This is a genomic window from Longimicrobium sp. (assembly GCA_036389135.1).
Classification (GTDB): domain Bacteria; phylum Gemmatimonadota; class Gemmatimonadetes; order Longimicrobiales; family Longimicrobiaceae; genus Longimicrobium.
Genome location: DASVQP010000029.1, coordinates 133272 through 158474, shown reverse-complemented (window position 1 = coordinate 158474; position 25203 = coordinate 133272). Strand labels below are relative to the sequence as shown.

General features: G+C 70.9%; 24 protein-coding genes. 10 read left to right on the top strand and 14 right to left on the bottom strand.

All coding sequences use genetic code 11. The annotated features are described in order from the left end of the window. The first annotated feature begins 654 nt into the window (after positions 1–654). The 4 genes from VF584_07110 (at position 655) to VF584_07095 (ending at position 7584) form a co-directional block, all read left to right on the top strand. Positions 655–1347: a hypothetical protein gene (locus VF584_07110; GenBank protein HEX8209938.1), complete on the top strand. Its 693-nt coding sequence runs from the start codon at positions 655–657 to the stop codon at positions 1345–1347. Next, positions 1259–2572 (top strand): hypothetical protein, encoded by a 1314-nt coding sequence (locus VF584_07105; protein HEX8209937.1) that lies wholly within the window; start codon positions 1259–1261, stop codon positions 2570–2572. Before VF584_07110 ends, VF584_07105 begins: the two co-directional genes overlap by 89 nt. 38 nt (positions 2573–2610) lie before the next feature. After that, the gene (locus VF584_07100; GenBank protein ID HEX8209936.1) at positions 2611–5889 is read left to right on the top strand and encodes an error-prone DNA polymerase; all 3279 of its coding nucleotides are present in this window, start codon (positions 2611–2613) and stop codon (positions 5887–5889) included. A gap of 765 nt (positions 5890–6654) precedes the next feature. Continuing rightward, positions 6655–7584: a TIGR01777 family oxidoreductase gene (locus tag VF584_07095; GenBank protein ID HEX8209935.1), complete on the top strand. Its 930-nt coding sequence runs from the start codon at positions 6655–6657 to the stop codon at positions 7582–7584. A 21-nt stretch (positions 7585–7605) separates the two neighbouring features. Here VF584_07095 and VF584_07090 read toward each other — a convergent pair whose 3' ends face one another. Continuing rightward, positions 7606–7842, bottom strand: a complete 237-nt coding sequence (locus tag VF584_07090; protein HEX8209934.1) for an XRE family transcriptional regulator — start codon at positions 7840–7842, stop codon at positions 7606–7608. Between the two features lie 193 nt (positions 7843–8035). Here VF584_07090 and VF584_07085 point away from each other — a divergent pair, with 193 nt between their 5' ends. Beyond that, positions 8036–8644, top strand: a complete 609-nt coding sequence (locus tag VF584_07085; GenBank protein ID HEX8209933.1) for a DUF4142 domain-containing protein — start codon at positions 8036–8038, stop codon at positions 8642–8644. Positions 8645–8724: 80 nt separating this feature from the next. Here the strand turns inward: VF584_07085 and VF584_07080 are convergent, their stop codons facing one another. From VF584_07080 to VF584_07040, 9 genes are all read right to left on the bottom strand, one after another. Beyond that, entirely contained in the window at positions 8725–8976 is a 252-nt protein-coding gene (locus VF584_07080) for a hypothetical protein (protein ID HEX8209932.1), read from the bottom strand. A gap of 153 nt (positions 8977–9129) precedes the next feature. Continuing rightward, entirely contained in the window at positions 9130–9717 is a 588-nt protein-coding gene (locus VF584_07075) for a TIGR00730 family Rossman fold protein (protein HEX8209931.1), read from the bottom strand. A 138-nt stretch (positions 9718–9855) separates the two neighbouring features. Beyond that, the gene (locus VF584_07070; protein ID HEX8209930.1) at positions 9856–10431 is read right to left on the bottom strand and encodes a hypothetical protein; all 576 of its coding nucleotides are present in this window, start codon (positions 10429–10431) and stop codon (positions 9856–9858) included. Beyond that, positions 10425–10730: a helix-hairpin-helix domain-containing protein gene (locus tag VF584_07065; protein HEX8209929.1), complete on the bottom strand. Its 306-nt coding sequence runs from the start codon at positions 10728–10730 to the stop codon at positions 10425–10427. Before VF584_07065 ends, VF584_07070 begins: the two co-directional genes overlap by 7 nt. 433 nt (positions 10731–11163) lie before the next feature. Beyond that, positions 11164–12528, bottom strand: coding sequence for a Na+/H+ antiporter NhaA (gene nhaA / locus VF584_07060; GenBank protein HEX8209928.1), 1365 nt, complete (start codon positions 12526–12528; stop codon positions 11164–11166). A 126-nt stretch (positions 12529–12654) separates the two neighbouring features. Next, positions 12655–12963, bottom strand: a complete 309-nt coding sequence (locus VF584_07055) for a hypothetical protein (protein ID HEX8209927.1) — start codon at positions 12961–12963, stop codon at positions 12655–12657. A 23-nt stretch (positions 12964–12986) separates the two neighbouring features. Further along, entirely contained in the window at positions 12987–13451 is a 465-nt protein-coding gene (locus VF584_07050) for a nuclear transport factor 2 family protein (protein HEX8209926.1), read from the bottom strand. Between the two features lie 137 nt (positions 13452–13588). Further along, positions 13589–14176: a M23 family metallopeptidase gene (locus tag VF584_07045; protein ID HEX8209925.1), complete on the bottom strand. Its 588-nt coding sequence runs from the start codon at positions 14174–14176 to the stop codon at positions 13589–13591. A 493-nt stretch (positions 14177–14669) separates the two neighbouring features. Continuing rightward, positions 14670–15416, bottom strand: a complete 747-nt coding sequence (locus VF584_07040; protein ID HEX8209924.1) for a L,D-transpeptidase family protein — start codon at positions 15414–15416, stop codon at positions 14670–14672. A gap of 156 nt (positions 15417–15572) precedes the next feature. Between VF584_07040 and VF584_07035 the strand changes: the two genes are divergently transcribed. The 5 genes from VF584_07035 to VF584_07015 all read left to right on the top strand — a co-directional run bounded on the left by VF584_07035 (position 15573) and on the right by VF584_07015 (position 19867). Next, positions 15573–16295 (top strand): energy transducer TonB, encoded by a 723-nt coding sequence (locus VF584_07035; GenBank protein HEX8209923.1) that lies wholly within the window; start codon positions 15573–15575, stop codon positions 16293–16295. 72 nt (positions 16296–16367) lie between these two features. Next, a complete protein-coding gene (locus VF584_07030) occupies positions 16368–16994 on the top strand; it encodes a hypothetical protein (GenBank protein ID HEX8209922.1) in 627 nt (208 codons plus the stop codon). Between the two features lie 68 nt (positions 16995–17062). Further along, entirely contained in the window at positions 17063–17329 is a 267-nt protein-coding gene (locus VF584_07025; GenBank protein ID HEX8209921.1) for a CDGSH iron-sulfur domain-containing protein, read from the top strand. A 48-nt stretch (positions 17330–17377) separates the two neighbouring features. Beyond that, on the top strand, positions 17378–18250 hold the full coding sequence (locus VF584_07020; protein ID HEX8209920.1) for a sulfurtransferase: 873 nt from the start codon (positions 17378–17380) through the stop codon (positions 18248–18250). A gap of 177 nt (positions 18251–18427) precedes the next feature. After that, complete coding sequence (locus VF584_07015) at positions 18428–19867, top strand: amidohydrolase family protein (protein HEX8209919.1); 1440 nt, start codon at positions 18428–18430, stop codon at positions 19865–19867. 67 nt (positions 19868–19934) lie between these two features. Here the strand turns inward: VF584_07015 and VF584_07010 are convergent, their stop codons facing one another. From VF584_07010 to VF584_06995, 4 genes are all read right to left on the bottom strand, one after another. Then, positions 19935–20714: a nucleotidyltransferase domain-containing protein gene (locus tag VF584_07010; protein HEX8209918.1), complete on the bottom strand. Its 780-nt coding sequence runs from the start codon at positions 20712–20714 to the stop codon at positions 19935–19937. A 302-nt stretch (positions 20715–21016) separates the two neighbouring features. Further along, the gene (locus VF584_07005) at positions 21017–21955 is read right to left on the bottom strand and encodes a nucleotidyltransferase domain-containing protein (protein HEX8209917.1); all 939 of its coding nucleotides are present in this window, start codon (positions 21953–21955) and stop codon (positions 21017–21019) included. A 100-nt stretch (positions 21956–22055) separates the two neighbouring features. Next, positions 22056–24710, bottom strand: a complete 2655-nt coding sequence (locus VF584_07000; GenBank protein ID HEX8209916.1) for an RtcB family protein — start codon at positions 24708–24710, stop codon at positions 22056–22058. 121 nt (positions 24711–24831) lie between these two features. Next, positions 24832–25152 (bottom strand): hypothetical protein, encoded by a 321-nt coding sequence (locus VF584_06995; GenBank protein ID HEX8209915.1) that lies wholly within the window; start codon positions 25150–25152, stop codon positions 24832–24834. Between the last annotated feature and the right edge of the window lie 51 nt (positions 25153–25203).

Sequence of the window (25203 nt, the reverse complement as noted above, 5' to 3'; positions counted from 1 at the left end):
GCGGTACAATGTCTCGACGCCCGGGGCGGGGTCCTCGATCCGCACCTGCGGGAGCGAAAGACCCTCTGCGTAGTACTCTGCCGCCGCAAGTACGATCTGCGCCACATGCCCCTGGAGCGGGTGCCCGTTCGGGTGGCCTTCCATGTACCTAAGCGTGATAGCGCCGTGACCGCGGGGCACTGAGCCTTTCGGGTGCGGCGGCTGACGCAAAGCAAGCGGGCGCGGCCCCGCGGGTTGCGGGACCACACTGTTCGGGACACCACTGCTCCGCTCCGTGAGCGCGGAGATAACAACAAAAAACGGCATTACACGGAGGCCGCAGAGGGAACTGCAAGCCACGGAGGAAACCTTTCGTGCTTTTCTCTCTGTCCCTCTGTGTCTCTGTGTGAGCCCGCAGTTGCGGTTCCCCGCGCCTCCGCGTCTCCGCGTGAGGCGCTTTTTTGTCCACTGCGAAAATATTCGCGGAACCGTCCACATTGCCGCGTAACAGCGGACGCATTGAGCCAGCGCGTTGCACAGCAAGTGATTGCACTGGCCGCAGATGTGTTCACTCTGTACCCATTGCGCGCTGAGCCTTGATGCGGCTTTTCTTCGGTTTTAGTCTTGCAATACCCGGTCGCGTCCGGACAGTCCACCCTCGCTCCCGGATGAGCCATGTCGGCACAGGTCGCCGCGCTGCGGCGCACACTGGAGGAACGCTTCCCCGGCGCCATGCCGGTGGCGTTCCGCACCGCCCGGGCGATGGCGACGGGGTGGACGGCGCTGGACGCGGCGCTCCCCGGCGGCGGCCTCCCGCGCGGAAGGCTCTCCGTCTGGAACGGGCCCGGAGCCACGGCCGTGCTGCGCGGGGTGTGCGCCGCGGCGCTGGAGCGGGGGGAGCGCGCCGCGTGGGTCGACGCCGCGCGCACTACATCCGGCGAGGCGGAGTGGGGCGGGATCTCGCTGGTGAGGACGGAGAAGCCCGCCGACGCCCTCCTCTGCGCCGAGGAGCTCCTGCGCTGCGGGGGGTTCGGGGTGGTGGTGCTGGCCGGCGCCGCCACCACCGGCACCGACCGCGTGCGGCTGGTGCACGTGGCGCGCGAGGGCGGGGCCACCTTCGTGGAGGCGGGGTCGGGCGACGGGTGGATGGCGGCGGTCAAGGTGTCGTCGTGGGTTCCCCCCGGCGGGGTGCGCTGGCGGCGCGACGCGCTGGGGGAGGCGGTGGAGGTGGATGCGGTGGGAGTGCGCTTGCGCGCGACCGCGCTCGGCTGGAGCCGGGATGCGGAGGTGGAGCTGCCCGTGGCTGCGCGTGACGTTCGTCTGTCTTTGGAGCCCGGCCTGGGAGACCGCCGGGGCGCCGCTCGCTGAAGTGGGGGCTTCGCTGATGGAGGCCGCCCCGCGCGTGGCGGTGGGGGCTGGTGTGGTGTGGGCCGACGGCCGCGGGCTGGATGCCGCCGCGCTGGCGGCGTCGCTGCTGGCGCGCGCCGGCGCGCTGGGGGTGGGGGCGCGGGCGGGGGTGGCCGGCGTTCCCGTGGCCGCCGAGGCCGCCGCCCGCCACGGCGGCGACCCCGTGACGGCGGTGCGCGCCGGGTGCGAGCGCGACTTCCTGGCCGCCATGGGGCTGGACGTGCTGGCCCCCGACCCGCGCACGCGCGCGCTGCTGGAGGGCGCGGGGGTCCGCCGCTGCGGCGATCTGGCCGCCCTTCCGCGCGAGGCGGCGGAGGTGCGCTTCGGCGCGGAAGGCGCGCGCCTCTGGCGGCTGTCGCGCGGCGACGACCCCCGCCTCCTCTTCCGCCCCATCCCCGCGGAGGCGCCGCACGCGGCCATCGACTTCCTGGACTACGCCATCACCGACGCGGCGCGGCTGGCCTTCGCCGCACACGGCGCGCTGGCCAGCGTGTGCGCCACGTTGAAAGATCGCGGCGAGCGGGCGCGGCGCATGGTGCTGGAGCTCCCCCTCTCGGGCGGGGGCACGGTGACGCGGGTCCTGCGCACCGCGCGCCCCACCGCCGAGCGCGACGCGTGGTCCGCCCGCGTGCGCGGCGAGCTGGAGCGCCTCGCCCTTCCCGACGCGGCGGTGGGCGTTTCGCTGCGGGTGGAGGGGCAGGAGCCAGCCTCCGCCACGCAGGGCGACCTCTTCGACCGCGGCTTCGCCACCGCCGCGCCGGTGGAGGAGACGGTGGCGCGCCTGGCCGACGCGCACGGTGCCCTGCTGGTGGCGCCCGACGTCTGCGCGCACCCGCTGGCGGACGCGCGCACGGCGTGGCGCCCCCTGGCTCCCGAGGAGGTATCGGCCGCGCGCGCCGCACCCGCCCTCGCCGGCCTCACGCTGCAGCTGCTCCCGGAGCCGCGCCCGGTGCGCGTGGAGGCGCGCCCGCGCCGCGACCACGCTTTCCCCGCGCGCCTGCGCGACGGCGGCGTCTGGTGCACCGTGGCCGAGGCCGCGGGCCCGGACCGCGTCTCGGGCGGCCACACGGGCGAGCGCCCCTTTGCGCGCGAGTACTTCCGCTGCGCCACGGACGACGGCCGGCTGGTGTGGCTGTTCCGCGACGCGCTGGAGGAGGGGTGGTTTCTGCACGGGTGGTGGGACTGATGGGGGGACTGCGGGGAATGGGGAATGGGGAATCGGGAATGGGAGGCGCGGCGGAGGGTGCCGTAGTGCGCGGCGGGCTCACCCTGCTGCCGCCGTCGCGCAACGCCGAAGCCGGCTCCGCGGCTGGCGCACCGGCGCAGATCCATGCGCACGGTGCCGTTCAACCATTCCCCATTCCCCATTCCCCATTCCCCAATTTCGTCGAGCTCCGCGCCCGCTCCGCCTTCTCCTTCGGCGACGGAGCAGTGGCGCCCGAGACGCTCGCCGAGCGCGCGGCGGAGCTGGGGTTCTCCTCGCTCGCGCTGTGCGATGCGGCCGATCTGGGAGGGATCATCCGCTTCGCGCTGGCGGCGAAGATGGCGGGGGTCAGGCCCATCGCCGGGGCGGAGCTGCGGGTGGATGGGCACCCCGTGGGGCTGCTTGCGCGCGATGAAGTTGGCTTCCGCAACCTTTCTGCGCTCGTGTCGCATGCGCGGCTGGAGAACGGGAGGGGGGAGGCGGGCGTATCGTTCGAGGTGCTGGCGGAGCGGTCGGGGGGGGTGCACGTCCTCACGGGGCCGGCCACGGGGCCGATCGGCGCGCGCATACTGGAGCAGCGGCCGGAAGAGGCGCGCTACGAGCTGGCGCGCTGGCGCGGCGTCTTTGGGGACAGGCTTGCGGTGGAGGTGCAGCGGCACCACGTCTCCGGGGCGGAGGGGGCGCTGGTGGACGCGCTCATCGAGACGGCGGAGAGGGCGAGGGTGCCGTGGGTAGTCACCAACGAGCCGCGCTACCTGGATGCGGAGGGGCGCCGCGTGCACGACCTGCAGACCGCGCTGCGCCACGGGGTGGACTACGACACCGCGCTCCGCCGCGGCCTCCTCCTTCCCAACGGCGAGTGGCGGCTCAAGGGGCCGGCCGAGATGGCGCGGCTCTGGCAGGGGCGCGAGGCCGGGCTGGAGGAGAGCGCGCGCATCGCCGAGCAGTGCAACTTCGACCTGCGCTGGCTGCGCCCTCCCCTTCCCCGCTTCGACCTGCCGGAGGGGCACACGGACGACTCCTTTCTGGCGGAGAAGGTGCTGGAGGGCGCCATCGAGCGCTGGGGCGGAATCGACGAGAAGCAGCAGCGGCAGATCGAGCACGAGCTGCGCGTGATCGAGAAGCTGGGCTTCTCCGGCTTCTTTCTCATCATGTGGGACGCGGTCCGCTTCGCCCGCCGGCGCGGCATCCTGTGCCAGGGGCGCGGGAGCGCGGCCAACTCCGCCGTGGCGTACTGCCTGTCGATCACAGCGGTCGATCCCGTGCGCCACGGCCTCCTCTTCGAGCGCTTCCTCAGCGAGGCGCGCGCCGACGGCGGCACCGAGGCGCCCGACATCGACGTCGACTTCGAGGCCGACCGGCGCGAGGAGGTGCTGAACTACGTCTACGAGAGGTACAGCCGCCAGCACGCCGCCATCACCGCGGTCACGCAGATGTACTCCGCGCCCACCGCCATCCAGGACATGATGCGCGCCCTGGGCTACCCCGCCGAGCAGGCCTTCCGGCTCAGCAAGCGGCTGCACTGGGCCGGCCCCGCCGAGGGCGCCGACGCGCTCGCCGGCGAGCTGGGGCAGGAGCAGGGCTTCGACGCGGCATCCCCCAGGGGACGCGCGCTGATCGCGGCGGTGCGAGCGGTGGAAGGATTGCCGCGCATGCGATCCACCCATCCGGGGGGATTCGTGCTCTCGTCGCGGCCGCTGGGGGAGGCGCTCGCCATCGAGCGCACCACCATGGGGCGCACCATCCTCCAGTTCGACAAGGACGACCTGGACGCGGCGGGAGTCCCCAAGTTCGACTTCCTGGGGCTGGGCGGACTGACGGCGGTGAGGATCGCCTTCGACCAGATCGAGCGCCGCACCGGCGTGCGCCCCCTGATGTACGACCTGCCCCAGGACGATCCCGAGACGTTCCGGATGATCTCGCGCGGCGACACGCTGGGGACCTTCCAGATCGAGAGCCGCGCGCAGATCCAGAGCATCGTGCAGACGCGGCCGGAGCGGATCTACGACATCGTGGTGCAGGTGGCGCTGATCCGCCCGGGCCCCATCGTGGCGCACTTCGTAAAGCCGTACACCCGCCGCCGACGCGGAGTGGAGGAAGTCACCTTTCCGCACCCCGACCTGGAGCCGATCCTCGCGCGCACGCAGGGGATACCCATCTTCCAGGAGCAGGCGATGGCGATCTCCATGGCGCTGGGCGGCTACACGGCGATGGAGGCCGACGAGCTGCGCCGCACCATGGGCAACTCCCGCAAGGCGGCCAGGCTGCGCGTGCAGATCGAGCGGCTTCGCGAGCGGATGAAGGAGCGCGGGATCGACGCGGAGGTGGCGGAGCGCATCACCGAGGACATGCGCATCTTCGCCAACTACGGCTTTCCGGAGAGCCACGCCTGGTCGTTCGGGCTGATCGCCTACGCCACGGCGTACCTCAAGGCGCACCACCCGGCCGAGTTCCTGGTGGGGCTCCTCAACGCGCAGCCGATGGGCTTCTACTCCCCCGCCACACTGGTGCACGACGCCATGCGCCACGGCGTGGAGGTGCGCGCCCCCTGCCTGCGCGACGGCGACTGGGACGCGACGCTGGAGGAGACCGCCGACCCCGCGAAGCCCGCCGTCCGCGTGGGTTGGCGCCAGATCCGCGGGATGGGCGCCAGGGCCCGCGAGGCGCTGCGGGAAGCGCGCGCGGAGGGGTCCTTCCGCTCCATCGAAGACCTGGTGCGCCGCACCGGCTTCGGCCGCGCGGACGCGCTGCACCTGGCGCGCGCGGGGGCGCTGGAGGCGTGGGAGCCCGGCCGCCACGCCGCCGCCTGGGAGGCGCTGCGCGCCGCCGCGGACACGCTCCCGCTCGCCCCGGCCCACCGCCTCCCCTTCCGCGCGCGGGAGCTGGAAGGATCGGAGCGCATCTTCCTGGACTACCTGGCCACGGGGGTCAGCGTCGCGGGCCACCCGGTGCAGCACCTGCGCCCGCGCCTGAACCGCCTGGGCGCCCACTCCAGCGCGGACCTGCACCGCGCGCGGCCCGGGACGCACGTGCTGGTGGCGGGGCTGGTGGTGGCGCGGCAGCACCCCTCCACCTCCAAGGGCACGGTGTTCGTGCTGCTGGAGGACGAGTGGGGCTTCATCAACGTGATCGTCCCCCCCGCGCTCTTCCTGGAGCACAAGGAGGTGGTGAAGCACTCCCCCTTCCTGCTGGTGGAGGGGAAGTTCGAGCACCAGGGCCCGGTGCTCAACGTCGTCGGCCGCCGCTTCAAGCGCATGGAGGCGGGCCCGCTGGCGCACACGTCGCACGATTTCCGGTGAGGGGGCCCCCTCCCAGGCCCCCTCCCCCGCTCGTCACCTCGCGGCCCCTCCCCCAAATACTACCTGGGGGAGGGGCGTACGCGTGGATCCCTGCGGTGCGCACGGATCTGGTAGGGGCGGCCCCGCGGGGCTCCCGTGCCTGCCCCGCCTCCGCCGCCCGATTCAGGCACCCCGCCCACCGGTCCGCTCCGCCTATCCCTTAGAAAAACGGGCCTTTCGCGGCCCTTCCGGCAAAGGTGGAAACGCCAAAGTTTTCCACAGGGCGCAACGTGCGGAAATCGTTGGATTTCGGGCACTTTCGATACCCATCGGCACCGATCGGCGCACTCTGGGCCAGCCACCCTCGACGTCCGTGGATTCCGCCAACCGCTCCATTGCGGCCGGGGCGAAGAGTGCGCAGCTTCGGGATACAACTCGATCTGCGACGTACACGTATACCAACGCTGCGCAACGACTTACGTGCTTCGCGCTCTGATTGCGCCGCGCACCGTATCTTGTAGCAGGAGGTGGGTTGCAGTCGCGCGTGATTCAGAATCGGGAGAGTCGGGAAATGGCTGGGTACCCCGGAAGGGCAGGCGCGGCGCGGGTTTTTGCCAGATCGCGGTACCACTCCGCGGATCGGAGTTATCCACATCGTTGTGGAGAAAACTCGGGGCGATTTGGGCTAAGTCCATGTACCGTATCCACTGAACCCGCGCGGCCCCTGGATTGCCGTGCGACGACGCACAGAGTTCGTCCAACGCACCCGCACGCCCGGAGCCCGCGATGCCCCACCCCGACCCCTCCACCACGACGATGCGCGTGGCAGTCACCGGCTCCTCGGGTCTGATCGGCGCCGCGCTGGTGGAGCGGCTCCGTCGCGACGGGCACCAGGTGGTCCGCCTGGTCCGCCGCCCACCGCGCGCCGGCGACGAGGTGCGCTGGGATCCCGAGTCCCGCTCGGTGGACGCGGCGGCGCTGGACGGCCTGGACGCGGTGGTGCACCTCGCCGGAGAGAACGTCGCAGGGCGCTGGACGGACGAGAAGAAGCGCGCCATCCGCCGCAGCCGCATCGACTCCACCCGGCTGCTGGCGGATGCCCTCGCCCGCCGTGCCCACCCGCCGCGCGTGCTGGTGTGCGCGTCGGCCGTCGGCTTCTACGGCAACCGCCGCGGCGATGAGGTGCTGCACGAGGGGAGTGGCGCCGGGAGCGACTTCCTGGCCGGCGTGGTGCGCGAGTGGGAGGAGGCTTCCGGACCGGCGACCCGCGCCGCCATCCGCGTGGTGAACCTGCGCTTCGGGGTGGTCCTCAGCGCGCGCGGCGGGGCGCTCGCCAAAATGCTCCTCCCCTTCCGCCTGGGTGCCGGCGGGCGCATCGGGAGCGGGCGGCAGTGGATGAGCTGGATCTCGCTCGATGACGTGGTTGAGGTGACGGTGCGGGCCATCACAGACGACGCGCTGCGCGGCCCGGTAAACGCCGTCGCGGGCGCCGCCACGAACGCCGACTTCACGCGGGCACTGGCGCGCGCGCTGCACCGCCCCGCGATCATCCCGGTGCCCCCGCTTGCGCTCAAGCTGGTGTACGGCAGCGAGATGGTGGATGGCACCCTCCTCGCCAGCCAGCGCGCCGAGCCACGCCGCCTCTTGGAAGCCGGCCACCGCTTCCATCACCCCGAGCTCCCCGACGCCATCCGCGCCGCGCTTGGGAAGGGTTAGGAGAGTCAACCGGGGGCGCGGTCACATTTCCGCGGTGCCGGACTCGGATGGGCCGCCGAGATCTTCGAACTGGTTGATCCGGACGGAGCCATGGGGGAACCGCGCGGTGATCTCGAGGTCGCCGCCCATGGCACGCAGGTACCGGCGCAGGGTGCTCACGTACATGTCCGCGCGCCGCTCCATCTTGGAAACCCCCGCCTGGTTCGTGCCGAGCACCTGCGCCAGCGCTTCCTGCGACAATCGCCGCGCCTGACGCAGTTCGTGCAGCGGGCACGCACAAAGGGCGGGTTCGGCGCGTCTGTGAGCTGAACACCGGCGTAGCGTAACACCGCTCCGCTGAACGCGTTGCCGTGTTCTGCCCGGGCGCCACCTCTTGCCTCAAGGGCGCGCCCCGATGTACGGGCCGCCCGGATGCGGCGGCCCCTGGACTCACTGAGCGGTAGGAGGAAAGATGGGCAACGTGAAGATGCAGTTCCGTGGTCTGGCGGCGTGCGGGCTGGTGATGGTGACGGCGGCGTGCGCCACGACCGCGGGGATGGAGGCTTCGGCCGGGGCAAACGGGGCGTCGGTGAACGCCTCGGCCACGGTGATGACGGACGCGAACGTGGCGGCGGTGGCGCACGCGGCCAACATGGACGAGATCCAGACGAGCCAGGTGGCACTCCGGCGCTCGCAGAACACGCAGGTCCGCGAGTTCGCGCAGATGATGATCACGGAGCACACCGCGGTCGACCAGCAGATGATGCGGATGCTGCAGGCCAAGAACATGACCCCGCAGCCGAACGCCCCCGCGCAGGCCGCCATGCAGGCGACGCAGGCCACGGTCGCCAACCTGAGCCAGCGCAGCGGGATGGACTTCGACCGCGCCTACATGATGCACCAGGTGCAGGCGCACCGCTGGACGCTGACCTCGCTCGACCAGTCGCTGATCCCCTCGACCCGCGACCCCGAGATGAAGGCCTTCCTGAGCACGCGCGTGCGCCCGGCCGTGGCGATGCACCTGGAGACGGCGCAGCGCATCAACGCGTCGGTGGGCGGCTCCGCGAGCACCGGCAGCTGAGAAGCACGCGGGGCCGAAAAACGGAGCGGGGCACGCCGATGATGGCGTGCCCCGCTCCTGATATGTGCTGCTGGAGCTTGCTACTGCGACGGAAGCTGTTCTACCTCGTCGGAGCGCGGCGGGCGGGTGGAGCCGCCACGCTGCAGGGTGCAGACGAGGGTGGTGACCTCGTCGAGAAGCTCGGGGGAAAGGCGGGGGTAGAAGCTGCGCGCCAGCTCTTCGATCTCCACCGGCGTGGAGCCGGGGCGAGCCGCGCTGCGCACCGCCAGCACCCGCGAGTCGCGGATGGCGCGGGCCGTCTGTTCGGTGCGCCGCTTTCTGGCAGCGGCCATCTCTGAGGCCAGATCCACAACGTCGGACATCGGCAACCCTCCGGGATAAAAGTGTGAGGGCAGGGCTCACCCTGCGCACTTGTGCTGAGGCAATATAACCCCTTCAGCGCATAAGTGTGCAGTTTATCCGGAAATCGCCGTGCGATCGCGCGATCAGCGGTCCCCGCCGCGTATCCACTTCTCCGTCGTGGGGGGCTGGAAGCGGGCCATCGCGTCAAGGAGCGCGGCGGGCTGCGCAGCCTCCAGCACCAGCCCGCGATGCGCCTCGCGGACGAATCCCTCGCGCACCGCGTGGTCGAAGAGGGCGAGCAGCGCGTCGAAGTAGCCATCGACGTTGAGGACGCCGCAGGGCCGCGCGTGGATGCCGAGCTGCGACCAGGTGAGCGCCTCGCAGAGCTCGTCGAGGGTGCCGTAGCCGCCGGGGAGCGCCACGAAGCCGTCGGAGAGGTCCACCATCAGCGCCTTGCGCTCGTGCATGGTGCCGGTGACGTGCAGGGTGGTGAGCCCGCGATGCCCCACCTCGCGCTCCATCAGCCCGCGCGGGATGACGCCGGTCACCTCGCCGCCGGCGGCGAGCACGGCGTCGGCGACCTCGCCCATCAGCCCCACCTTCCCCCCACCGTACACCAGACCGATCCCCCGCTCCGCCAGCAGCCGCCCCATGGCCCGCGCCGCCTCCGCGTACACCGGCCGCGTCCCCGCGCTCGACCCGCAGAACACGCACACCTGCTTCATCTCCATCGGTCCCCCGGCTCCTGAAACAGTGGCGAGTGAACTCGCTGCAACAACAGCACAAAGTCCGCCTTCGCGGACTCGGGGTCCGATGCCGGTGTGCACGAGCCGGCTTCAGCCGGCTTCCCGTCGTTCCAGCCGGGGGCTTCAGCCCCCGGTGTTCGCGCCCCCGGATCTCACGGCGGCGTTGCGGATGGTGCGGAGCATCTCGCGGCGGATGAGGCCGCTGAAGGGGCCGACGACGGTCCAGTAGGCGCGGAAGCGGCGGCGGCTGGAAGGGTCAGTGAGGCGCACGCGCGTTTCGGTGGCGAGGATGACCGGGCCGGCGGCGGGGCCGCGCAGGGTGAAGTTCCAGGCGGCGACCGCGTATCCTGGACGGTCGAACGCGGCGAAGTCGGCGGGGTCCACGCGCACGATGCCGCCGCTGGGAGTCCAGAAGCGCCCCACCAGACCCAGCACGATCTCGTCGCCAGGGGCTTCGGCCAGGATCACGAAGCCGGTCTTCACCAGCGCATCCATGTCGAGCCCCAGCCCCCGCCGAGCGGCACGCTTCCGCGAAAGAATCCCAGGGAGCGAGCGGAGCGCAAAGAGCGCCCGCACCACGGGCGAGCCCGCCAGGTCCAGCGAGCGCGCGGCCGCCCACACGCGCTCGGCGGGGGCGCGCACCTCCACCTCGTGGCGCGAGCTCACCTCGCCGGCGGGGAGGAAGCGGTCGATCAGCACGCGGGCTTTCGCGCGAACGCCACGCCTCCATCCTTCCAGCTCCACCAGCGGAGGAGCACCGGATCGTGGCGCTCCTCGCTGGCGAAGTAGACGGCGCAGCGCAGGACGTACAGCATGCACCGGTCGACGTGCATCCCCTGTTCGCGGCAGAGGTCGTCGTAGAGCGTCTGCGGATCGCGGCCGCGCAGCTCGTCCACGCGGCGGATGCCCAGGCGCCACAGGTCGTCCGCGATGGTGGGGCCCACGCCGGGAATGCGGCGCAGATCGCGGAGCGCGGCGGCCTTGAGAGAAGCGTTCATCGTGGCTCGCGAGCGAGGAGTGCAACCTTTTAGGGCGTTCGCACGTCCTAAAGATCGGGAGTGGATGCGCGGAGCGAAACCCGGGGGGGAATCGTCCCGTACCCATCTTTCAGAAGGCGTACGAAGCTCACCAACCCTTAATCCTTTTACCGCAACACGGTGAAGGAAGGGAAGGTACCACAGTACGAGCACCGGGCGGAATTCGAGAATGCCGACGCTACCCCCACCTCTCGCTTAATCGCGTCCTCCGGGTGGGCACGGCTGAGAACCCAGACCACGGGCTCGGGAAGTACGATGGGGGAAATGGGCGATGAAGCCCGTCGGCCGAGAGGCCGGCGGGCTTCTCGTTTTGGGAGTGCTAAGTGCTAAGTGCTAAGTGCTAAGTGCCAAGTGCTGTTCAGGACTTAGCACTTAGCACTTAGCACTTTCTGTTTCATTCCGGCAACGGCCTCGCCGTAACCTTCGCGGCACGGCGCAGCATCGCCCAGCCGACCGCCCCGGCCAGGATCGATGCGGTGAAGATGCCGATCTTGGCCTCGGCCACCAGCGCGCCGGGGGGGAAGGCCAGGGCAGAGATGAAGAGCGACATCGTGAAGCCGATCCCGCCCAGCCAGCTCACCGCGTGGATGGAGCCCCAGGTGACGCCGCGCGGAAGCTCCGCCAGCCCCGCGCGCACCGAGAGCCAGGCGAACAGGGTGATGCCGACCGGCTTCCCCAGCACCAGGCCGACGATCACGCCCAGCGTCACCGGGTGCGTGAAGGCGGCGCCCAGGTCCCCCTCCAGGCGGATTCCCGCGTTGGCCAGGGCGAAGATGGGGATGATGGCGAATGCGACCCAGTCGTGCAGCGTGTCTTCCATCCGCTGCAGCGTCGACTGCGCTTGGATGCACGTCGTCTCCAGGTCCTGGATGATGGCCTGCTGGCGGTGGCTGGTGAGGATGCGCTTCCCCTCCTCGCCGGTGTCGTCGAAGGCGTTCAGCAGCTTGCGGCCGCGGTCCAGGAACGTGTGCGTGTCGATGCGCGTGCGCACGGGGACGGTCATCGCCACCAGCACCCCGGCCACCGTGGCGTGCACGCCGGACTTGAGGAAGGCCAGCCAGACCAGCACCCCCACCAGCGTGTAGGTGATGGGAAGGCGCGCGCCCATCCGGTTCAGCAGCACGAGCACGCCCAGCAGCAGCGCGCCGATTCCCAGCGCGCTCCACGCGATCTGCTCCGTGTAGAAGAGGGCGATCACCAGCACGGCGCCCAGGTCGTCCACGATGGCAAGCGCGGTCAGGAACACCTTGAGCGCCAGCGGCGTGCGCGGCCCCAGCAGCGCCAGCACGCCCAGGGCGAAGGCGATGTCCGTCGCCATCGGGATTCCCCACCCGGGCGCTCCCTCGCCACCCGCATTGAACGCGGCGTAAAGGAGCGCCGGCACCACCATCCCGCCCAGCGCCGCGGCGGCGGGGAGGGCGGCGCGCTGCACCGACGCCAGCTCCCCCGCCAGCACCTCGCGCTTGATCTCCAGCCCCACCAGGAAGAAGAACACGGCCATCAGGCCGTCGTTGATCCAGTGGTGGAGCGAGTAGGTGAGCCCGAACCCGGGCACCCCCACCGTGAGTGGCGTCTCCCACAGGTGCTCGTACGATGCGCCCCACGGCGAGTTGGCCCACGCCAGCGCCACGATCGTGCTCACGATCAGCACGATCCCGCCCGCCGACGCGGTATGGAAGAAGTCCTGGAACGGCGAAAGGAGCCGCTCGATGGGTGTGGGGCTCTGGGGGGGCAGCGAGAAGGTCTGCTTCACGTCCATGGGGCGTGTCGTCTAGGTTCGGTGGTACCGGCCCGGCGCCGGCCCGGACAAGCTAACCCCGACCCCCCCATCCAGAGAACGATTGCCGTTTCGGGTCAGCGGATGACCGGATTGGGGAAACGTGGCTCAGATCCTCTCCCCGGCACGCAGCCGCGCCGACAGCTCCGCTACGTCCACGGCGGCGCCGTCCGGTTCGGGACGGGAATAGCGCGCCACCAGCTTCTCGAACACGGACGCGACCTGTCCCGCGTCGACCGAGTGCGCGACGAACGTCTGGACGGCGTGCTGAAAGGGCGTCTCCTGCTCGTCGTTGAGCAGCGCGGTCGCCAGGTAGAGGAGGATCTTTGCGTGCTCCTCCAGCGACAGCCCGGCCTTCTCCGCGTCCTCCCGCAGCGCCTCGCCGAGCTGGGGCGGCAGTTCCAGCGTGAGCCTCATGGTGCGCGATCTCCGGCTGCCGTTCAGGACGAATGGTCGTGGATGATCCGCCACCCCTCCGCCCGCCGCTCCAAGGCGAGGGAAAAGAGGCCGGTCGCATCCGCCTGCCCCGCGCCGCGCTCGGTGACGACGTAGCGCCCCACCGCCAGCGCGTTGCGGGGCCCCAGCATCCGCACCTCGATCCCCTCGAAGCGCAGCGTCCCGCGCACCCGTCCCGCGCCGAAGTAGCTCGTCTGGTACTGCGTGCGGATCGCCGGCTTTCCGCGCAGCAGCCCGCGGCTTCCCACGAACGTAGCTTCATCCGCGTACGGCACCAGGAAGGCGTCCAGGTCTCCGCGGTTCCAACCCTGGGTCGAGACCTCCAGCGTTCTCACGATCTCCCCCACCTCCTGCGCCGTCACGACGGGCGACGTGGCGGGCGGCGCGGGCGAGCACCCCGCGGCGGACAACACCACGGCGAGGGCGGCGGGGAGGGCGATGGGCTTCATGCGGGGGCGCTCCGAACAGGTGTGGTACGATGCGATGACCCGCGTGGGCTCTGCACGAATCCCGCCCGCGCGGTTCCCCCAACGGCGCAGAGGCGCGGAGGATGTCTCCGCGCCTCTGCGCTCCGTGGGCCGGCGGGTCAGCGTCCTTCGCGCGAGCGCGCGGCGACGCCGGCCAGCATGGGGTACGGGTTCACGTTCTCCCCCTGCCACCAGCGGCGCGGGTCATCCAGGCGCGACACGCTGAAGTGCAGGTGGTAGTTCCCGCGCCCGGCGTTCCCCGTGTCGCCCACGTACGCGATCACCTGGCCCCTGACGATCGGGAGCCCTTCGCGCAGCCCGGCGGCGTAGCGCTGGAGGTGCGCGTAGTAGTAGAGCGTCCGCCTGTCGCTGCCCAGCTGGTAGACGGTGACTCCGCCCAGCCCGCCCGTGCGCAGCTTGAAGATGGTGCCGTCGCCGGCTGCTAGCACGGGTGTGCCTTCGGGGGCCATGATGTCGATGGCGTTGTGCACGCGCCCGCCGGAGCGCGGAGCCTCGTACGTGTCGCGCAGCTGCTCGGGGCGGATGCCACGCACCGGAATCGCCAGCGACGCCCCCGGCGCGACGTACGCATGCGCTCTTGGACCGTCCGGCTCGGAGTTGCCCATGCAGGCGGTGCCAAACAGCGCGGCTGCCACGACGGCGGCGCGGCGCAGGCACCCCGGGAGGGGCCTGTGATCAGGATACATGATGCGGCGGGGATGGGGTCCGTCGGAGAGTCCGGGCGAGGTGCCTGGGGGGAAGAGCCTATACGGTGCGCTTTTACGGCCCGCAGCGCAAGGGTAGCGTTAAGTGGAGGGGGGCTGGGGCGAGTGAACTCGCAGCAACAACAGCACAAAGTCCGCCTTCGCGGACTCCGGGACTACCATTCGCCTTCGCCCACCGCCGCGGCGCCGCCACACCGTAGGGGCGCGATTTATCGCGCCCACCCTCCTCCTTCCTCGACCATCGCGCACACACCGATCCCGTAGGGGCGCCCCACGTGGCTGCCCGTGCCCTGGTCACGCGCCGCGGCCCGCATCCAGGAGCGAATGATTCGCCGCTGGAAACACACGAAGTCCGCCTCCGCGGACTCCGGGTCCAATGCCGCGTTTCTCGACCCGGCTTCAGCCGCCTTCCCGTGGTTCCAGCCGGGGGCTTCAGCCCCCGGCGACCACCGGCCGACCGGCCCCCGCCACCCCCTCACGGCAGCCTCCACCCCCTCCGCAGCCGCCGGTACTCCGCCGCGGGGAGCTGCACCAGCACCGGCCGCCGGCGCGGGTCCAGCCAGCGAAGGATGCGGCGGACGTCCTCTTCCGCGAAGGCGGTGCAGCCGACGGTGGGGGCGCCGGGGCGCGAGCGTATGTGGATGAAGATGCAGGACCCTCGCCCACCCTCCGCCGGCCCCGTGTTGTGATCCACCCACACGCCCCAGCGGTAGAGGCCGTCCGCGCGCCGCATCTCCTCATGGCTCGTCCAGTCCGGCGTGACGGTGTCGCGGTCCACGCGCTGGTTGTAGAAGCGCGACGCTGTGTCGTCCACGCACTCGATGCTCGGGTCGCTGGCGTGGTAGGGGAGCCGGACCCAGCGCGCCGAATCCGCGGGGGCGTAGCCGAAGGCGGAGCTCAGCCGAAAGATTCCCGCCGGCGCTTTCCCATCTCCCTCGCGCTTCACGGGGCCGGCGCCCTGGTCCGCCGCCGCGTGCAGCCCCGTTCCCCATCCCAGCCCGGTGCGCCCCACCGACGCGCTCATCGCCGCCCCCACCTGCACCCACGGCGACGATGGCGTGCGGCGCGCAAAGAGCCGCACGCGCGCCGTCGTCGCATCCCACCCGTCGGTCGTGGCGACGACTGCCTGCAACGGCGGAGCGGAGCCCTGCGCGTGCGCGGTGGCCGCGGGGAGCACCGCGGCGGCGAGCCCGGCGGCGAGGCAGATGCGGATCGAGATCATGTGAAGCCTGTGTTCAGGGGGAGCGGCGACGCTGGATGTTACCCCGGCCGGGGCCGCGCGGGCAACCCGTGGGGCACGCCATCTGTTTGCAAAATCCCGCACCCGGGCTATCTTCCCGCCATTCTTCCGCAGCCAACCGCCGCCCCCAGTGCCTTCATGACCATCCGCCTTCCCCGCCACGCCATACTGGCCGCCGCCCTCGTCGTGCTCACCTCCGCCGCGGCCAGCGCACAGTCGCCCATCGCCACCCGCGTGCCCGGGCAGCGGTGCGAGACCGTGCCGGACTCGGTGCGCGGCCCCACACCCGGGCAGCTCAACGAAAGCCGGCAACTCCGCGCGCAGCTCGTGGAGATCGGGCGGCGCAACGGCGTCGCCGAGCCGCAGGGGCTCCTCCTGGTAGACGTGGACAGCTCGCGCAAAGGAGTGCTCCTCTTCATGCACTCCAACTACCCGGAGCCGGGGGTGGCGCAGGTCACCGCGGCGGTCAACAAGTACATGGAGTCGCTCCCGCGGGGGCGCGGGTACCAGGCGCTGATCCGCGTGGATGGCGAGTACCCGGCAATCCTTCCCGGGCGCCACCACTGTGCCCCGGTGCTGCTGAACCAGCAGGAGCGCCTGGAGATGATCTCGCGGGCGGTGATGAACCATCCCGAGCGCGGCAAGCTCCCGGCGCCGGTCACGCGCCAGGCGGTGGTCCTCCTCGTCGCGAACCGCGAGGGCGGCGTGTCGCTGGCGGTGGTCGCGCGCTCCTCGGGCGACGAGTACCTGGACCGCGCGGCCGAGGAGATCGGGCGCAGGCTGCAGTTCGCGCCGGCGACGCTGGACGGCGTTCCCTTCGACGCGCGCTTCCGCTTCCCGGTGGGCTTCCAGATCCAGTAGCGCGCTGGCGCGGGTCTGGCCGGGGGAGTAGCTTTCCGCGCTTCCCGCACACCGCACCCGCTCGTACGCACGATGGAACTGCTGCCGCTGCTGACCGCCATAAGCCTGGGCTTCCTGCACGCGCTGGAGCCCGACCACATGGCCGCGGTCACCACCTTCGTCTCCCGCCGCCCGCGACCGCGCGAGGCGGTGGGCTTCGGGCTGCGCTGGGGGCTGGGCCACTCGGCGGCGATCCTGGTGGCGGGCTCCGCCCTGATTGCGCTGGGCATCCGCGTGCCGCAGGGCGTGGTCAACGGCCTGGAGTTCGGCGTGGGGACGATGCTGCTGGCGCTCGGGGCCTGGCTCCTGTGGAGCGTCGTCCACGGCGAGGCGCACGCGCTGGCCGGGGGCGACGACGATCCGCATCCGCACCGCCACGGCAGCCTGTGGGTGGGGATGGCGCACGGCCTGGCCGGCACCGCCCCGCTGGTGGCGCTGATCACCGTCACCGTCAGCAGCTCGCCGTGGGTGGCGGGGACGCACCTCCTCTTCTTCGGCGTGGGGACGACGGCGGGGATGGGGCTGTACGCCGCGGTGGCCGGCGCGGTCTTCCACCGCGCGCGGCACCGCATCCCCGCGCTCGGCGGCACGCTGCGTACCCTCACCGCGCTGGGAAGCGCCGTGCTGGGGATCTTTTGGATGGCCAACGCGATCGGATGAGAGGAACAGGGAATGGTTGAACCTAATCCCCTAATCTCTAATCCCTGATCCCTACCCTGGAGCACGCGATGACGGACGGCAGCGAAGCGGCGAACAACGAGGCGGCGGTCACGATCCTGGCCCGGCACAACGGACCGTTCGTGGTGGAGGGTCCCATCCGGCTGATCGACGCCGATGGCAACGAGTTCCCGGTGGTGGCCGGCAAAAAGGTATCGCTCTGCCGCTGCGGCGCCTCCACCCGCAAGCCGTTCTGCGACGGCACGCACAGCAAGATCGGCTTCGACGCCGCGGAACGCGCCGTGCGCGAGCTGGAGGAAGGAAAGGAGCAGGGTTGATGCGTCCCTGATGCGCATCCCCTGATTTGCCCGCATAACCGAGGAACCATGCCCGACTCCACCCCGATCGACCAACGCGGCTACACGCACCCCGAAGCGCTCGTCTCCACCGAGTGGGTGGCCGCGCACCTGGACGACCCCTCCGTGCGCCTCGTGGAGTCCGACGAGGACGTGCTGCTCTACGAGGTCGGCCACATCCTGGGCGCCGTCAAGATCGACTGGCACACCGACCTCCAGCACCCGCTGAACCGCGACTACCTGGACGAGGAGAGCTTCGCCCGCCTGATGCGCGAGCGCGGCATCTCGCCGGAGACGACGATCATCTTCTACGGCGACAAGAACAACTGGTGGGCCACCTACGCCCTGTGGGTCTTCCGCCTCTTCGGCCACGACCGCGTCAAAGTGATGGACGGCGGCCGCAAGAAGTGGGAGGACGAGGGGCGCCCCATGACCACCGACGCGCCGTCGTATCCCCCGTCCGAGTACCCCGTGCCGAAGCGGGACGACGAGCGGATCCGCGCCTTCCGCGAGGACGTGCTCCAGCACATCGGGCAGCGCGGCCAGCTGGTGGACGTCCGCTCGCCCGAGGAGTTCAGTGGCGAGAAGCTCCACATGCCGGACTATCCGCAGGAAGGGGCGATGCGCGGCGGACACATCCCGGGGGCCAGGAGCATGCCCTGGGCGCGCGCCGTGAACCCCGACACCGGCGAGTTCTGCTCCGCCGACGAGCTGCGCGCGCTCTACGAGGAGCAGCTCGGCCTCGATCCTGAAAAGCCGACGATCGCCTACTGCCGCATCGGCGAGCGCTCGTCGCACAGCTGGTTCGCGCTCACGTACCTCCTCGGCTTCCGCGACGTCCGCAACTACGACGGCTCGTGGACGGAGTGGGGCAACTCGGTGCGTCTCCCCATCGAGAAGTAGGAACAGCGGGCCTCACACAGAGACACAGAGCCACAGAGAGAACCGCAAAGGGTTTTCTCTGTGGCTTTCAGTTCGTTCTGTGTTCTCTGTGTGAGGCTGTTTTGCTTGAGCTTGGACGATGTGGAGGCTACCGTGCGATGGTCGCCGTTTGCTGTTTCCTCTATCCGGGCCCCCTCCATGCGCCGCACCGCGTTCTTCGCCCTGCTCGCCTGCGCTGTCGGATGCGCGACGCCCCCGCTCAGCGCCCAGCTCGCGCTCACGCACGCGAACGTGGTGGACGTGGAGCGCGGGGTCGTGCTCACGGACCGCACGGTGCTGATCTCAGGGAGTCGCATCGTGTCCGTGGGCACCGGCGTGCGCCTGCCGCGGGGTGCGCGCGTGCTGGATGCGAGGGGCAAGTACGTGATCCCGGGGCTGTGGGACATGCACGTGCACACCTCGCGCGAGGGGCGGGCGCGCCACTTCTGGCCGCTCTTCCTGGCGCACGGCGTCACGGGCGTGCGGGAGATGGGGAGCTACCTGGACACCCTCCAGCACTGGCGCGCGGCGGCGCGGCGGCCGGGGAGCGGAGCACCGCGCATCGTCTGGTCCAGCCCCATGCTCGATGGCGTGCCGACCTCGTGGGTGCACGGCTACGGCGTTCCCGATGCGGCACGCGCGCGCGTCGTCGTGGACACGATGCAGCGGCTCGGCTTCGACTTCCTCAAGGTCTACAGCCGCCTAACGCGGGACGCGTACTTCGCCATCGCTGCGCAGGCGAAGCGGCGCGGGATCCCCTTCGCCGGGCACGTGCCTCGCGAGGTGACCGCCGTCGAAGCGAGCGATGCGGGACAGCGCAGCATCGAGCACGTCCTCGACCAGCTGCACCTCGCCTGCACGCCGCGCGGCACCGAGCTGCTGGCGGATTTCACGAAGGCGCGCGAGTCGCTCGGGCGCGACGCGGATTCTACGCGGGCGGCGCTCGGCCGGCTTCAGACCGCGGTTGCCGCGGGGCCCGTGGAGGACGCGTGCCGGCCCCTGTTCGCGCGGATGGTGGCGAACGGCACCTGGATGACGCCGACGCTCGCCGTGACGCACGGCCAGGTGCCGCCGGACGCGCTCAAGGCCGACCCCCGCCTCCGCTTCGTGCCCCCTGCCCTGGCCGCGCGCTGGCGGAGCGCCGCCGCCGCGGCCAACCCGGAGGAGGTCCGCCTCGAGCGCCGCCTGGAGGCGAACGCGTGGAGGCTGGTGGGCCTGGCGCATCGCGCGGGAGTGGGCATCCTCGCGGGCACGGACGCGAGCGACGAGGCGTACGTCTTCGCCGGGTCGGGGGTGCACGACGAGCTCGCCCTGCTGGTTGGCGCCGGGCTCTCGCCGCTGGATGCGCTCCGGGCCGCCACCCTGAACCCCGCCCGCTACCTGGGCGCCCTGGACTCGCTCGGCACCGTCGCGCCGGGCCGGCTGGCCGACCTCGTCATACTGGACGCCAACCCGCTCGCCGACATCCGCAACACCACCCGCATCCACGCGGTCGTCTCCAACGGCCGCCTCGTCGATGCAGCCGAGCGCGCCCGCCTCCTCGCCCTCGCCGCCGCCGAGGCCGCCCGCGCGGGCACCGCCCCACCCGCGCGCCGCTGAGCCCCGCGCACGAAAAAGAGGCACGGAGAAGACGCTTCTCCATGCCCCGTGTTCGATCCCGCCCCCTTCATGCCGCCGCCCGAACCTCACCCAGCCGCACCCGCAGCAGCAGGTCGTGCAGCGCTGCCCGAGTCGCGGGGGTGGCCGCCTCCGGCAGGCGGCTGAGCTCGGCGGCATCGGCGAGGGCGCGGCACAGGCGGAGGAACTCCACCCGATGAAAGACCGCGTCCGCGTCGCCGAGCACCTCCTGCTCCGCGCCGGCCGTCTTGCGGTGGATCAGCTCCTCGACGTACGGCAGCCTCATCTCCACGTTGCACGCGGGAAGCGACGCCACCACCTCGCCGCTCCGCATCATCCGGATCCCCGTGAGGAGTACGCGGTAGACGTAGAGGAGGGGCTTCACGCGGCGCGGCTCCTCCTTCTCCCACAGCCGCCACTGGTTGTGCGCGAAGCCCAGGTAGTGCCGCACGCACCGGCGGGTGATGCAGCCGCGCGCGATCTCCTTCAGCTCCTCATGCTCGAGCGTGGTGTGCACCACGAGGGGCGAGTAGAGCTGCTCCAGCACGTAGCCGTTGTCGCGCAGCAGGAGCGCAGAGAACTTGCGCGCGTCGTGCGTCACCAGGTCCACCTCCGCGCCTCCACGCAGGTGGGCCCGCTTCACCGTCTCCTCCCCTTCCTCCAGCCCCGCCACCGCGGCGAGCGGCAGGACGTGGCATCCGCGCAGGTCCCAGTCCGAGTCGCCGGACGGGAAGCCGTACAGGTGCGCCCCGCTCACCGTGGCGAACAGGAGCGGATGGGGATGCGCGGCGACCTCCGCGCGCAGCCGTTCGTCCTTTATCATCAGCATGGGTTCACCCCCTTTGAGTGCGTTAGTGCGTTGGGATTTGTGCCCCGTCTCATGTCATCCGGAGAGAGCCGCCTCCGCTAATTCCGCGGTGCGCTCCCAACTCCTGCGGCGAGCGAAGGATCTAGCCTGCGAGGCGAGAGGACGGCAGGTAACGACGAGCCCCTCGTCACGCGCAGGCGATCCTTCGCTCCGCGCCACAGGTTGGAGGAACGCAAACGTCCGCGAAGCGCGTCGCTCAGGATGACAAGAAGGTAGTGCTGTCCTGTTTCTCCTGTCCCAGAGCGCAATAACGCACTCACGCATTAACGCACTTCCGTTCCCACCGCGCTGCGCCGTGCGCGGATCAGGTACCCGTTCGCCCACGCGTAGTCGGGGCGATCCGGGAGGCGCGTGGCCGCGAGCGCCGCGTCGAACTCGCGGTGAAGCGCCAGCCTCCAATCGTTCACTTGGTCCCAGGGCGCCGCGCCCGACTTGATGTGGAGCAGCGCGGCCCGATGCTCTTCCACCCGCACCGGAACGTGGCCGTCACGCAACGCCGTGATGCCGCTGATCAGCAGGCGAACCAGGTGCATGGCATGCTTCCACCTGGGCGCGCCCGTGTTGCGGAGGTCCTGCTCCAGCTTCCGGAACTGCGACATCACGTAGCCGTTGTACGTCTGGAAGACGATCTTCGAGAGGAATCGCCCCCGCTCGCGCAGCAGCTCCTCCGCCAGCGGCGCCGCGTGCTCCACCCGCGGGGAGTAGAGCACTTCCAGGATGTTGGGGTTCGCCTTGAGCGCGAGCCCCAGGAACTTCCCCACCTCCCAGTAGCACTCCTCCGTCGCGACGTTCTCCAGCTGCTCGGGCACGCCGTAGAGCGACCAGTGCAGCTCGGCCGGGGGCAGGTACACGCCGCGCCGGTCCACGTCCGACTCCTCGTCGTCCAGCCCGTACGCGCGCGAGCCAACCACCACGCGCAGCATCACGTGCTCGTCCAGCGAGTGGTCGCGCAGCACGCCCCCCAGCTCCGCCAGCGTCTCCGCCTGCACGTGCTTGCGGATGGTGAGCTCCGTTCGGTGGAGCGACAGCTCCGTCCCGTCCACCAGGCGCACGCGATACGCGTGCGTGTGGTCCGTGGGCGCGCCCACCACCTTGCCGACGGAGCCCGCCGGCGCCGGCGGCCGGCCCGCGCCCGTTGCCGCCTCTCGCCGCAGCACGACCTGCGTGCCCGCGGGAAGGATCAGGTTCAGGTTGTACGTCATCGTATGCCCATCCCGGGGGCGTGCCGCGCGGGCACGCCCCTCGTTGTGTGTGTCGTTGAGTCGTCGGGCGGGATGGCGGAGCGGGAGGGAGGCGCGGGGATCAGTCCTTGTACGGATCCACCTCCCCCGCGCCGGCCATCGCGACGATCAGCGGGCGCAGCGTGTGCCGCACCTGGATCGTGTCGCCCTGCGCCTGGAGTACTTTGGGAAGGCGGCGGTACGCCTGCGGCGCCTCGTCCAGGCCGCCGCCGCGCAGGATCACCCCGCGCTTCCCCAGCCACTGCTGCAGCATCTCCTGCGAGATGCGGCCGGGGCTCAGCACCTTGCCGCGCCGGTTGCGCTTCCCGGCAGCGGCGGTGCGGCTCATCACCCGCCCCGCGCCGTGGACGGTGGAGAAGAGCGATTCCCGCTGTGCCAGCGCCGTCTCCTCGTCCGGCGGCGCGGCGTTCCCCTCCAGGATCACCGCGTCGTCACCCATCGAACCGCCCACGAAACCTTTCTGCCCCGGGAAGGCCGGCGTCGCGCCCTTGCGGACCACCACGTACTCCGTCGGCTCGCCCTCTGGGGAAACGTGGGTCTCCTTCCAGGCGTAGTTGTGATGGTTGTGCACCAGCTCCAGCTCCTTTCCGCCCAGCAGCGCCACCACCTTGCGCGCCACCCACTCGCGCCCGGCGTACGCGTACTCCCCGGCGAGCTGCATCAACTGCCAGTAGTCGTGCCCCAGCGGCTGATTGATGTCCAGGAGCACCTCCTTCTCGGCAGCCCGCTCGCCCCACATCCCGCCCTGCGACAGCGACAGGTACGCGCTGGCGATGGTGTGCCCCAGCCCACGGCTCCCGAAGTGCACCCCCACCCACACGGCTCCGCTCTCGTCCGCGAAAACGTCGACGTAATGGTTGCCGGAGCCAACCGTCCCCAACTGGCGGCGTGCCTTCTCCTGCAGCGTCTCGCGGTAGCCGCCGCCGGTGTTGGGCACCGCGTACCACGCCGGGTCCAGGAAGAGCGGGTGGTCGACGGGCGCATCGTCCGCGTTGTTCTTTCGCCCGATCCCAAACGAGATGGTCGACGCGATCTCGTCCGCGAGGTTGTTCGCCAGGTTGTTCTGCGCCAGCCGGTGCGGATTCCGCTCGATCTCCTCCAGCGACACGTTGCGCGTGATGTCCTCCACGCGTAAGTCTGTGCGGATAGCCGCGTTGCCGCAGTTGTGCACCACCACGCCGGACGCGAGGAAGCAGTGCGCCGGATCGCCCGTCACCACGTCGTAGACGAGGGACGTTCCGCTCGGCTCCACGCGCGACACCGGCACCCAGCAGACCTCACCCTCCGCCTGCGCATCCAGCGCCTCGCCGGGTAGGCGCCGCGAGCGCCCACGATCGTCGTAGAACGAGTGATACGCGAAGCCCGGCGAGACGCGGAACCGCTCCGACACGTCCGCGACCGCGGTCCGCCACGGAACGCCCCGGCCGCGCAGCGCGCGCGCCTCCTCCTTGGCCGCGTCCCGGTTCGCCGCGTACGCCAGCCCCTGCAGCGCGACACTCGCCGCCGTTGCCGCGGCCACGCGCTTTTCCATCGACCGGCAGAACCCCACGTCGCGCATGAACCGGAGCTGCTCCGCCTTGCCCCCCAGGATCTGGAGCACGGAGATTACGCGATCCCCGCGCGCCGGCCCGCTGGGCGCCACCGACACCTCGAACTCCAGCGACCGCAGGAGTCCCGCGATGAAGTCGATCGCGTGCGTGTGCCGCCCGGACTGCTTCAACTGGAGGTTCGGCACCGTCCCGTTGCGATGGACGCGCGGCGTCATCATCTCCGCGCTCGCGAAGGCGGAGAGGAAGTGCGCGCGGGCCCAAGCAGGCATCCGCATCAGCCACGGCATCGGCTGCGCGGCCCAGTCCTTCTTACCGACCGGCGATCCGAGGCCCGCAAACAGCGCGTGCAGCGCGGTCGAGCCGACGTACATGTTGATCTCTTCGCGCCACCCCTCCTTGCGGCGGCGCCGATGCTCACGCGGCTCGAAGCCGAGGCGCCGGAAGTCGGCGCGCAGGTCCTCCGCGTCCGCATCGTTGAACACGTACAGCGAGACCCTCTTTCCATCCTTGCTGAGGTGCCCGTCGCCACTCGCGTAGCCGAGCAGCCGGAGCAGCGCGGGGAGCCGGTCGTCCGTGGCGCGGAGCGGGAGGAGTCCGCGCTTTGACAGTTCGTCACGCGCGCGGTCGTTCGGGACCTCGAAGGCGACGTCGCACGCGGGCTCCTCGTACGGGAGCCCCGCGTAGGGCGTGCAGGCGATCGCGTCGTCCAGGCCGAGCTGGTCCGCACGCTTCCATCCCGCCCAGGTCAGGATCTCGTGGTCCGCCGTCGCGCGGATCTCACGTCCATTCCCCAGGGTGATCGCCAGCACCTCGCGCTCCCCCCGCGGCACCGCGCCGAAATGAGGCGAGACGGGACGCACCGAGGCTCCGTCCCAGCACACGATCGCGTCCGCATCCGTGACCTCCTCGATCGGCTTCGTGAAGCCGTCCGTGGTGATCACCGGCGTACGGGCGGCAAGGCACGCGATGTCGAAGCCCACGCCCACCACCGACACCTTGTCGCGGTATGCCGCTACCCCGCCGATCGGCATCGTAAAGCCCACGTGCCCGTCAGCCAGGAGCGCCGCGCGCTCGGCACGCTGCGCCACGTCAGAGAGCTGCCGGAGCGTGCCCTCCTCGTGCTCGCCGAACATGACCGCGTTGGTCCCTACCCGTCTCGTCAGCATCGTAGTTCTCCATGAACTGCCGTTTCACACAGAGGCATAGAGGGGGACAGGCACAGAAAAACCTTTTCAATCCTTCTTTCGCCGTTTCCTCTGTGCCTCTGTGTGACGCGCAGGTTGCGGTTCAGTACTCGTCGTCGTCCCACCGCCGGTCGGCCTTGTGCTCGCGGCGCAGGGCGCGGTTAAAGGTGCGGTCGCCGGCGCGCTGCAGCTCGGTGGACTCGCGGATGGCATCCACCGAGCGCGCGAGCACCCAGGCGCGAGCGCCGTGCCGGTCCACGAACTTGAGCCAGCGCGGCCGCCAGAACCGGCCCAGCGCGCGCCCCAGCTCCCGCGCCGTCTCCGGAGTCACGTAGTAGCTGTCGAACTGGGTCGCCACCACGAAGTAGTCCCCCGCGGGAAGCTCCTCCTCTGGACTCTCCTGTCTTTCTCGCGTGTGGTTCATCGTGCGTTTCGGTGCGGCGGGGACGAGCCTCGTCCCCGCCCGGTTGGGCGG